Here is a 9,796-nt window from a genome sequence, read left to right as displayed (position 1 = left end):
GACCGGGGTCGCGACCGGTGGTGCCACGATCGCCACCGCGTTCGCGCTCTCGGCGGTCGTCGTCGCGGTCGTCGACGGCTCGGGCCTCGGCACCGCGGCCGCCTGGCTGCTCGCCCTCTTCGCAGTGCGCGCAGTGCTGGCCGCCGTCACCGAGCGGGTCGCCGCGTGGGCCGGGGTGTCGGTGTCCTCCGCGCTGCGGGCGGCGCTGCTGCGCCGGTGGGGCACCCTCGATACCGACTCGCGCCTCGAGCCGGGCGCCGCCGTGTCCCTCGCCACCGCGGGCACGGCCGCCGTCGAGCCGTATGCCGCCCGCTACCTCCCGACGCTCGTGACCGCAGCCGTCGTGCCGGCGCTCGCCGTCGCGACGCTCGTCGTCGTCGACTGGCCGAGCGCGCTCGTGGTCGCGCTGACCCTGCCGCTGCTGCCCGTGTTCGCCGTGCTCATCGGCAAGGCGACGGCGACCTCCACCGAGCGCCGCTGGGCAGCGCTGGCGGCACTCTCGGGTCACTTCCTCGACGTCGTCCGCGGGTTGCCGACCCTCGTCACGTACGGCCGCGCCCGCCGCCAGGCCACGACGGTGCGCGAGGTCAGCGACCGGCACCGCCGCGCCACGATGGAGACGCTGCGCATCGCCTTCCTGTCGTCCGCCGCGCTCGAGCTGCTCGCGACGATGTCGGTCGCCATCGTCGCTGTCACCGTCGGCCTGCGGCTCTCGACGGGCTCCATGGCGCTCGGGCCCGGCCTCGTCGCGATCCTGCTCGCGCCCGAGGCCTACTGGCCCGTGCGGCGGGTCGGCGCCGAGTACCACGCCGCCGCCGACGGCGCCGTCGCCCTCGAGTCGATCCTCGCCCAGCTCGAGCCCTCCCCCGCCGCTCCCTCCTCCCCGAACGCCGCGTTCGGTCGGGCGCCGGGGGCGCGGGGGCGGCTCACGGAGGTCCGGCTGACCGGCGTGTCGTACGCGTATGCCGGCTCGCCCACACCCGTGCTCCGTGACCTCGACCTGGTGGCCGGGCCCGGGCTCACCGTGGTGACGGGTCCCTCGGGAGTCGGCAAGTCGACGCTGCTGGACCTCCTGGCCGGGCTGAGGCGCCCCACCACGGGCACCGTCGAGGCGCCGGCGTCGCACTACGTGACGCAACGACCCTTCCTCGCGACCGGGTCGGTGCGCGCTGCGCTGACCATCGGCCACCCGGTGACCGACGACCAGCTGTGGGAGGCGCTCCGGGCCGTCGAGGTCGACGGCGTGGTCGCAGCACTGCCCGGCGGGCTGTCCGCCGACCTCGGCGACGACGGCTTCGGCCTGTCCGCCGGCCAGCGCCAGCGCCTCGCGCTGGCCCGTGCCTGGCTCTCCCCCGAGACCGTCCTGCTCCTCGACGAGCCCACCGCGCACCTCGACCCGGCGGGCGCCGAGCAGGTCGCCGCTCTCGTCGCCCAGCTCGCGGAGCGGCGCGTCGTCATCGCCGTGACCCACCGGGGCGAGCTGCTCGCCCACGCCGACCACCGCATCGTCCTCACCGCGCCCCACGAATCCCGGTTCGAGGTGATCCCGAGGCACGGTACCCACTCCGGATCACCTCGAACCGCGGTAGCGGGGTATGCGGAGAGCGAACCCACTCGGTCGACGCGAGAGGGGGCTGACCGATGAGCGCCACCCCGCGGTTCGAGGTGATGCCGCACCCGGAGCCCGCCTCGCCGTCACCTCGACCCGGCACCGTGCACCGGCGGGTCTGGTGGCCCTCGGCCGGCACCGTCCGCGGCGGTCTGCTCGGCGGCATCGCCACCGCGGCGGGCATGGCGCTCACCGCGACCTCCGGCTGGCTCATCGTCCGCGCCGCCGAGCGCCCGGTGATCCTCACCCTGCTGACGGCGATCGTGGCGGTGCGCACCTTCGGCATCGCGCGGCCGGTCTTCCGCTACTGGGAGCGGCTGACCAGCCACGACGCCGCGCTGGCGATGCTGGCCGAGCGGCGCACCTCCGCCTACGAGGCGCTCATCCCCCTCACCCCCGCCCGGCTCGGACGGCGCCGCCGCTCCGACGTGCTGACCGGCGTCGTCGACGACCTCACCGACGTCGTCGACGCGCAGGTCCGCGTCACGGTGCCGGTGATCTCGACGGCCGTGGCGGGAGGGATCGTCGTCGCCCTCACCATGGCGCTGGCCCTGCCGGTCGGCCTCGTCATGCTCGGGCTCGGCATCGTCGTGTGCGTCGTCAGCGCACTGGCCGCGCACCTGGAGTCGCGCTCGCTCCCGGAGCTGCTCGCCGCCCGTGCGGAGGTCACCCGCGTGAGCGAGCTGATGGCCAGCCAGGCCTCGGAACTGCGCGCCGTCGGCGGCTGGGCGACCGCCCTCGGCTGGCTCGACGACGCGCATGCGACCCTCGACCGCGCGACTCGCCGCATCAGCGCCGGGCGCGCCGCCGCCGCCTCGCTCTTCCTCCTCGCCGTCGGCGCGGCCGTCGCCCTGACGGCATCCATCGCGCAGGGCCTCCCTGTGTCGACCCCCGTCAAGGCGCTCCTCGTGCTGACACCGGTCGCGGTGTCCGAGGCGATCACGCCGCTGGTCGATGCCATGCGGGCCCTGGCTCGCGCCCGCGGGAGCGAGCACCGACTCTCCGCGCTGCTCGACCTCGCACCGGCCGTGGCCGACGAGCCCCGCCGCCCGCACGACGGCACCGTGGAGGCGAGAGCCGAGCGCGCGGCATACGCCGGCATCGACGGCAGCGACATCGAGACCCGCCGGCTCACGGCGTCGTGGACCGACGAGCGCACCGACCTCGCGCCCACCGACCTCGACGTGCCGGCCGGCAGCCGCCTCGCCATCACGGGAGCCAACGGCAGCGGCAAGTCGACGCTGCTCGCGGTGCTCGCCCGGCACCTCGACCCGTCGGGAGGCAGCTACCGGCTCGGCGGCAGCGACGTGCTCGACCAGCCTCTCGAGCAGGCCCGTGCCCGCATCGCGGTGGTCGACGACGAGACCCACGTCTTCGCCACGACGCTGCGCAACAACCTGACGGTGGCGCGTCCCGGGGCCGACGATGCCCAGCTCGAGCGCGCGCTGCGGGCGGCCGGCCTTGCCGACCTGCTCGAGTCGCTGCCCGACGGCCTGGACACGGTCCTGGGAGCGGGGGGTCGTGGGCTCTCCGGAGGCGAGCGGGCCAGGCTCGGCATCGCGCGGGCCCACGTCAGCGCTCGGCCGGTCGTGCTCCTCGACGAGCCCGTCGCGCACCTCGACCCGCCGACGGCGCGCGCCGTCGTGCGTGACCTCACGCGCCGGGCAAGCACGACCGGCGGTTCCCCCACAGCGCACCCGACAGCGCACCCGGACGAGCCCGCGCAGACCATCGTCATGGTGACCCACCGCGACGACGGCGCGGACCTCTTCGACCGGGTCTGGGAGATCGGGCGTCCTTCGGGCACGATGTCCCTGATCACCGCCGCACCGACGGACCGCGACACGGACCACGACACGGACCGCCACCGCGACGATGACGAGCACGACCACACGCACGACGACGGCCCACCCCGTCGGTAGATCGGAGTCCTCATGCCCACCACGCCCCGCAACCGTCTCGGCGACCTCGAGCGCGCCGTCATGGAAGAGCTCTGGACGACCGCCGACGCCCACCCCGAGGGCCGCACCGTGCGCGAGGTCCACGACGCCATCGGTGTCGACCGAGGCCTGGCCTACACGACCCTGATGACCGTCCTCGACCGGATGGCCAAGAAGGACCTCGTCAACCGCGAGCGCGACGGCCGTGCCTGGCGCTACACCGCGGCCTCGACCCGCGCCGAGCTGACGTCCGAGTCGCTGCACCACACGCTCGGCGAGCTCGCCGGCGACAAGCGGCGCACCGCGCTGCTCCACTTCCTCGACGAGTCCACGCCCGAGGAGATCGACGAGCTCAAGGCCGCGCTCGCCGAGCTCGAGGCCCGCCGCCCCGACCTCGCCGGCTGACGCACAACCGCCGCCACGGCCTCACCGAGCCTCCACACTGATCCCGTGCTGCTCGTCGCCTCCCTCGTCGTCCTCGCGGTGCTGCTCGCGTGGCCGGTGCCGCGCGCGCTGGCGCGGGCGACGGCGTTGCGACGCGCCCCGCGGGCGGCCCTCGTGCTCTGGCAGTCGACGGCCGTCGCCGCCGTGCTCGCCGCCCTGCTGGCCGCGCCGGCCGCCATCCCCGCCGCCGTCGGCCGGCAGATGCGGCTCTCCGAGCAGTGGCCCGTGCTCGCCATCGCCGCCGCCCTCAGCGGCATGGTGGCCGTGCGGCTGCTGCTGTCGGCGGACCGGGTGGGACGCAACCTCAGGGCAGCCCGCCGGCGTCACCGCGACCTCGTCGACCTGCTCGGCGTGCCGGGCGAGGGCGCCGACCGGCACATGCGCGTATTGGAGCACACCACCCCGACGGCGTACTGCGTCCCCGGCGTACGCCGCCGCGTCGTCCTCACCCAGGGCACCCTCGAGCGCCTGCAGCCCGACGAGCTCTCCGCGGTGATCGCCCACGAGCGCGCGCACCTGGCCGCCCGGCACGACCTGGTCATGGAGTTCTTCACCGTGGTCCACGAGGCGATGCCCGGCTTCCTGCGCTGCGATGCCGCCCTGCTCGAGGTGCACCTGCTCATCGAGGTCCTCGCCGACCGCGCCGCCGTGCGCCGGGCGGGTCCGGTCAGCACCGGCCGCGCCATCGTCGCCATGGCCGGCGGGACGGGGCCTGCCGGCTCGATGGCCATGGGAGGCGGCACGCGCGTCGCCACCGCGCGCATCGGGCTGCTCGACGCCCAGCACATCGCGGGCCTGCCCGTCGCGGTGGTCGCCGCCACCATGTATGCCGTGTCGGCCGTCCTCGTGGCGCTGCCCCTCTCGCTCTACGGCCTCGCGATCGCCGAGCTCACCGTCGTCTGAGCCGAGCCGACCCGAGCCGTGCCGAGCCGACCCGAGGCGTCGGCGGCCAGAGTTGTCGCGTGGGTAGGGTGACGCCATGCGCGTACTCGTGAGCGGCGGCGCCGGCTACATCGGCTCCCACACCGTGGTCCAGCTCGTCGCGGCAGGGCACGACGTGCTCATCGTCGACAACTTCGCCAACAGCAAGCCCACGGTGGTCAACCGGATCGAGGCCCTGACCGGCACCCACCTGCCGGTCCACGCCTTCGACCTGACCGACCGCGACAAGACCGAGAACCTCTTCGCCCACGAGGACATCGACGCCGTCATCCACTTCGCCGGGCTCAAGGCCGTCGGCGAGAGCGTCGAGCTGCCGCTCGAGTACTACGAGAACAACCTCGGCTCGACCTTCTCGCTCGTGCGCGCGATGCGCCGCCACGGTGTCGACAAGCTCGTCTTCTCCTCCTCGGCCACCGTCTACGGACTCGACCAGGAGGCCGCCACCGAGGACCGCACCACCTCGGCCACGAACCCGTACGGCTGGACCAAGGTCATGCAGGAGCAGATCCTGCGCGACGTCGCGGCCGCCCACCCCAGCATGCGGTTCGGGCTGCTGCGCTACTTCAACCCGGTGGGCGCCCACGCCAGCGGCACCATCGGCGAGGACCCGCAGGGCATCCCCAACAACCTCGTGCCCTACATCTCCCAGGTCGCCGTCGGCCGGCGCGAGTACCTCCAGGTCTACGGCGACGACTACCCGACCCCCGACGGCACCGGGCAGCGCGACTACATCCACGTCGAGGACCTCGCCGCCGGCCACCTCGCGGCGCTGGCCAGGCTCGGCACCATGGACGAGCCGGTCGGCGTCTGGAACCTCGGCACCGGGCACGGCACGTCGGTGCTCGAGATGCTGCACGCCTTCGAGCGCGCGGTCGGCCACGAGCTGCCCTACCGCGTCGTGCCGCGCCGCGCCGGCGACGTCGCCGTGTCCTTCGCCGACCCGAGCAAGGCCAACGCCGAGCTGGGCTGGACCGCCACGCGCACGGTCGACGACATGTGCGTCGACACCTGGCGCTGGCAGCAGGCCAACCCCCAGGGCTACCCCGACGCCTGACCCGACCCCACGCCGCGAGCGGGTGCGCGCTGCCCGGGACCATGAGCCCTCGAAGCACGCACAGCCCTGACTCACGGCTCAGCTCCGTCCGGCGGCAGCCGGGCGTGGTCAGGGCTGGGGATCGAGCGCGTCGTAGTCGCGGAAGGAGGGGACGCGCGCCACGGTCACGACGACCAGCAGCACGACGAGCGCTCCACCGACGACCGAGGGCACCCAGGTGGCCGTGAGCGTCGCGAGCGTGCCGGCGAACATCTGCCCGAGGCGCGGGCCGCCGGTCACCACGACGGTGAACACGCCCTGGGTGCGCCCCCGCAGGTGGTCGGGCACCGCCGACTGCAGGATGGACTGCCGGAAGATGGCGCTGATGTTGTCGGACCCTCCGGCGACGGCCAGGCAGAGGGCCGCGACCGCCAGCGCCCATCGGTTGACCGCGCCGAAGTCCATCGACTCGACCGCGTGCCCTCCGAGCTCGGTGGCCGCGAGGACGGCGCCGAAGCCGAGGATGCCCAGGCCGTAGGAGACGATCGCGTTGCGGATGGCGAGGCCCTGCCACCGCAGGCCGGTCACCCGGCCGGAGACGAGGCTCGAGACGATGCCGCCGACGGCGAAGGCGGCCAGCAGGATGCCGGCCGTGACGGACCCGCCGCCGATGACGACGGCCCCCACCGCGGGGAAGAGGACCATCGGCTGGCCGAAGGTCATCGCGATGATGTCGACGATGAAGCTCATCCGCACGTTGGGTGACCGGCGCAGGTGCGCGAGGCCGTCGACGACCGAGCGGAACCCTCCGGCGGCCGGCACCTCCCCCTCCGGCCGGATGCGCGGGAGCGTCCAGAGCCCGAAGAAGCCGGCGAAGAACAGCACGACGTCAACCGTGTAGGTCCAGGCGTAGCCGGACCGCGCGACGAGCACGCCCGCCACACCCGGCCCCACCGTCACCATGACCCCGCCCGAGATGCCCATGAGCGCCGCCGCCTTGGGCAGCAGCTCCGCCGGCAGCAGCCTCGGGGTGATCGCCTGGCGCGTGGCCGAGGCGATCGTGGCAGCCACGGCGTTGACGGTGGTGATGACGTAGAACGCCCAGACGACGTGGACCTGGGCCCAGGCGAGGGTCGCGAGCGCGAGCGTCGAGCCCCAGGCCACGGTGCTGGCGATGAGGGCCACCGACCGGCGGTCGAAGCGGTCGGCGATCGCACCACCGTAGAGACCGGCGACGATCATCGGCAGCAGCGAGAACCAGGCGACGAGCGAGACCATGAACGTCGAATGGGTCAGGTCGTAGATGTTCAGCCCGACGGCGGTGTTGGTGACGAAGGTGCCGATGCCGGCCAGGGTGTTGCCGGCCCAGAGCCGGGCGAACGGGGGACTGGAGCGCAGCGGCGTCAGGTCGACGAAGTGCGAGCGACGCGTGCTGCCAGCCGTGCCGACCGCGCCGGCCGCATCGCCGCCCTGGACGGGCGCGGGCGCGTCAGGCCCCGAGGATGCGTCGGTCACGGAGCGAAACTACGCCACCACGAGGCCCCTCGACGCGGAGGGAAGGCACGCGTCGGCGTCGCGCAGCCGCGAGCCGTCCCGGACCCACAGCCAACCCCCGTCGGCTCCGCGCCGGGCCACCTGCGTGCAGACGCTGCCGTCCGCGCGGGACGACGTCGTCATGGCGAGGTCGCCCGTGACGAGCGCCCGGACCGAGACCGCCGGGACCGACGACGCGTCCTCGCCGCACGCGCCGCTCTCGTGCAGGACCCCGGCGGCCAGCGCGGCGGCGAAGGCCTCCCGGATCGCGGGGTGGCCAGCCGCCTCGCGACCGCGCGGCAGGCTCACGACGGCGTCAGCGGCATACAGCCCCACGATGGCGTCGAGGTCGCCGGCGGCCACGGCGGCGGCGAAGGCGGGCTCGAGGTCCTCCGGAGAGGCCGCCACGAAGGGGCTCGGCTGCGTCGTCGTCATGGGCCACGTCGTCATGGGCCACACCGTGTCACCGGCCACCGACAGCCGGAGGACACACCGCCACATACCGGGTGGGCGCCGTGCTCGGGGACCGCGTTCAACGAGTCTCGTCGCTTCCCGTCTCTACCCGCGATCTGCAGTGTTGAATGGGGATCATGTCGTCTCGGCCCGTCCGCGTCACTTTCGTGTGCAGCGGCAACATCTGCAGGTCCCCCATGGGTCACGTGATCCTCCAGAGCATGGTCGAGGACGCCGGTCTCGCGGACCACGTGCGGGTCAGCTCGAGCGGCACCGGGGACTGGCACGTCGGGGAGCAGGCCGACCCGCGCACCGTCGCCACCCTGGCCTCGCACGGCTACGACGCCTCCCGCCACCGCGCCCGCGAGTTCGACCCGGCGGAGTTCGACGAGCTCGACCTCGTCCTCGCCTCCGACTCCGGCCACGTGCGGACCCTGCGACGCCTCGCGCGCACTCCCGACGACCGCGGCAAGATCCGGCTCGTCCGCGAGTTCGACCCCGAAGCGGTCGCCGCCGGGACGCTGGAGACCGACGACCCCTGGTACGGCAGCGAGGAGCACTTCGCCCGGTGTTTCGCGGAGGTGGAGGCCGCCTGCCGTGGCATCCTTGCGCACATCAGGGACCAGCTGGACAGCCGGCTGGCCGGCCGCCTCGACGACAAGGTGGACTGGGAGCGGTCCTGACCCCGATGTGAGGCCTCGACGTCATCATGCCCGACTACCCCTACGGCTCACCGTGCTGGGTCGACCTGCTCGCCGCTGACGTGCCCCGCGCACGCGCGTTCTACGGGACGCTGTTCGGCTGGCAGTGGGTGACGGGTGACCCGGCGACGGGCGGCTACACGATGGCGCTGCTCGACGGGCAGCCGGTCGCCGGCCTGAGCCGCCGCCCCCCGAACGCCCCCGTCCCGAGCCAGTGGACCACCTACCTGCGCGTCGGTGACCTCGCGGTGGCCGCGCGCGCCATCCACGCCTACGGGGGGCGCACCCTCGGCCGGCCGGTGCCCCTCGGCGCCCTGTCCCGGACCCTGGTCGCCGTCGACCCGGGCGGGTCCTACTTCGGGGTGTGGCAGCCGGGCGACCTCCTCGGCAGCGGCGTCCTCGACGAGCCGGGCTCGCTCACGTGGAACGAGCTGCTGACGCGCGACTACGACGTCGTGCAGGACTTCCACCTGCGTGTCTTCGGCCACGCCTTCACCGACGAGACCGAGCCCGACGGCCCGCGCTGGGCGACCGCCCGCACGGAGGACGGCAACCCGGCCTACGGCCTCGCCGAGATCGACGACGAGTGGCCCGCGGAGATCCGGTCCCACTGGGTCGTCTCGTTCGCGACGCACGAGCTCCAGGAGGACGTCGCGCGCGCCCTCGACCTCGGCGCCACCCTCCTGCAGGAGCCCTTCGAGGGCCCCTACGGGATCGGCGCGGTGCTGGCCGGGCCCGAGGGAGAGGTCTTCTCCCTCCTCGTCCCGGACCTCGACTGAGCACCACCGCACCGCACCAGCACCGCCCGCACGCCACAGGAGGACCACCCATGCCAGTCCACGAGGAGAGCTTCGCGGCCGGCACGCCGTGCTGGGCCGACGTCATGGTCGACGACCTGCAGGGCGCCCGTGACTTCTACGGCGGACTGTTCGGCTGGACGTTCGAGGACCTCCCGCCCGAGGCCGGTGGCTACGTCATGGCGCGCAAGGACGGCCACGCCGTCGCCGGCGCGATGGCGAGGAACCCCGACGACGCCAGCCAGGTGAACGCCTGGACCGTCTACCTCGCCAGCGACGACGTCGACGAGACGGCCGAGCAGGCCAGGACGGCCGGAGGCGTCTTCTTCCTGGAGCCGATGGAC

Annotated in this window: 10 protein-coding genes; 8 read left to right on the top strand and 2 right to left on the bottom strand. The window is 74.0% G+C overall.

The window, feature by feature from the left end; genetic code table 11:
* The 5 genes from cydD to galE form a co-directional block, all read left to right on the top strand.
* A partial coding sequence (cydD, locus tag ABD194_RS00200; protein ID WP_343985715.1) for a thiol reductant ABC exporter subunit CydD occupies positions 1 to 1,645 on the top strand: 1,645 nt, incomplete at its 5' end.
* Positions 1,642 to 3,531 carry a thiol reductant ABC exporter subunit CydC gene (gene cydC, locus ABD194_RS00195; protein ID WP_343985711.1) on the top strand — a complete coding sequence of 630 codons (1,890 nt, stop codon included), beginning with the start codon at positions 1,642 to 1,644 and terminating at the stop codon, positions 3,529 to 3,531. The genes cydD and cydC, both read left to right, overlap by 4 nt.
* Before the next feature lie 12 nt (positions 3,532 to 3,543).
* Positions 3,544 to 3,954, top strand: a complete 411-nt coding sequence (locus ABD194_RS00190) for a BlaI/MecI/CopY family transcriptional regulator (protein ID WP_343985707.1) — start codon at positions 3,544 to 3,546, stop codon at positions 3,952 to 3,954.
* Between the two features lie 45 nt (positions 3,955 to 3,999).
* Positions 4,000 to 4,896 carry a M56 family metallopeptidase gene (locus ABD194_RS00185; RefSeq protein WP_343985704.1) on the top strand — a complete coding sequence of 299 codons (897 nt, stop codon included), beginning with the start codon at positions 4,000 to 4,002 and terminating at the stop codon, positions 4,894 to 4,896.
* Positions 4,897 to 4,972: 76 nt separating this feature from the next.
* The gene (gene galE / locus ABD194_RS00180) at positions 4,973 to 5,989 is read left to right on the top strand and encodes a UDP-glucose 4-epimerase GalE (RefSeq protein ID WP_343985701.1); all 1,017 of its coding nucleotides are present in this window, start codon (positions 4,973 to 4,975) and stop codon (positions 5,987 to 5,989) included.
* A gap of 108 nt (positions 5,990 to 6,097) precedes the next feature.
* Here the strand turns inward: galE and ABD194_RS00175 are convergent, their stop codons facing one another.
* Together ABD194_RS00175 and ABD194_RS00170 are read right to left on the bottom strand one after the other, a co-directional pair.
* Entirely contained in the window at positions 6,098 to 7,483 is a 1,386-nt protein-coding gene (locus ABD194_RS00175; protein ID WP_425579918.1) for an MFS transporter, read from the bottom strand.
* Positions 7,484 to 7,492: 9 nt separating this feature from the next.
* Positions 7,493 to 7,951 carry a YybH family protein gene (locus ABD194_RS00170; protein ID WP_343985699.1) on the bottom strand — a complete coding sequence of 153 codons (459 nt, stop codon included), beginning with the start codon at positions 7,949 to 7,951 and terminating at the stop codon, positions 7,493 to 7,495.
* 131 nt (positions 7,952 to 8,082) lie between these two features.
* Between ABD194_RS00170 and ABD194_RS00165 the strand changes: the two genes are divergently transcribed.
* The 3 genes from ABD194_RS00165 to ABD194_RS00155 form a co-directional block, all read left to right on the top strand.
* Complete coding sequence (locus ABD194_RS00165; RefSeq protein ID WP_343985696.1) at positions 8,083 to 8,637, top strand: low molecular weight protein-tyrosine-phosphatase; 555 nt, start codon at positions 8,083 to 8,085, stop codon at positions 8,635 to 8,637.
* Positions 8,638 to 8,663: 26 nt separating this feature from the next.
* Positions 8,664 to 9,434 (top strand): VOC family protein, encoded by a 771-nt coding sequence (locus tag ABD194_RS00160; protein ID WP_343985692.1) that lies wholly within the window; start codon positions 8,664 to 8,666, stop codon positions 9,432 to 9,434.
* A gap of 50 nt (positions 9,435 to 9,484) precedes the next feature.
* A partial coding sequence (locus ABD194_RS00155; protein WP_343985688.1) for a VOC family protein occupies positions 9,485 to 9,796 on the top strand: 312 nt, incomplete at its 3' end.

The sequence above is a fragment of the Terrabacter terrae genome (genome assembly GCF_039529575.1).
GTDB lineage: Bacteria > Actinomycetota > Actinomycetes > Actinomycetales > Dermatophilaceae > Terrabacter > Terrabacter terrae.
The sequence above is the reverse complement of the archived record's forward strand: the minus strand, read 5'-3'. Positions and strand labels throughout refer to the sequence as shown.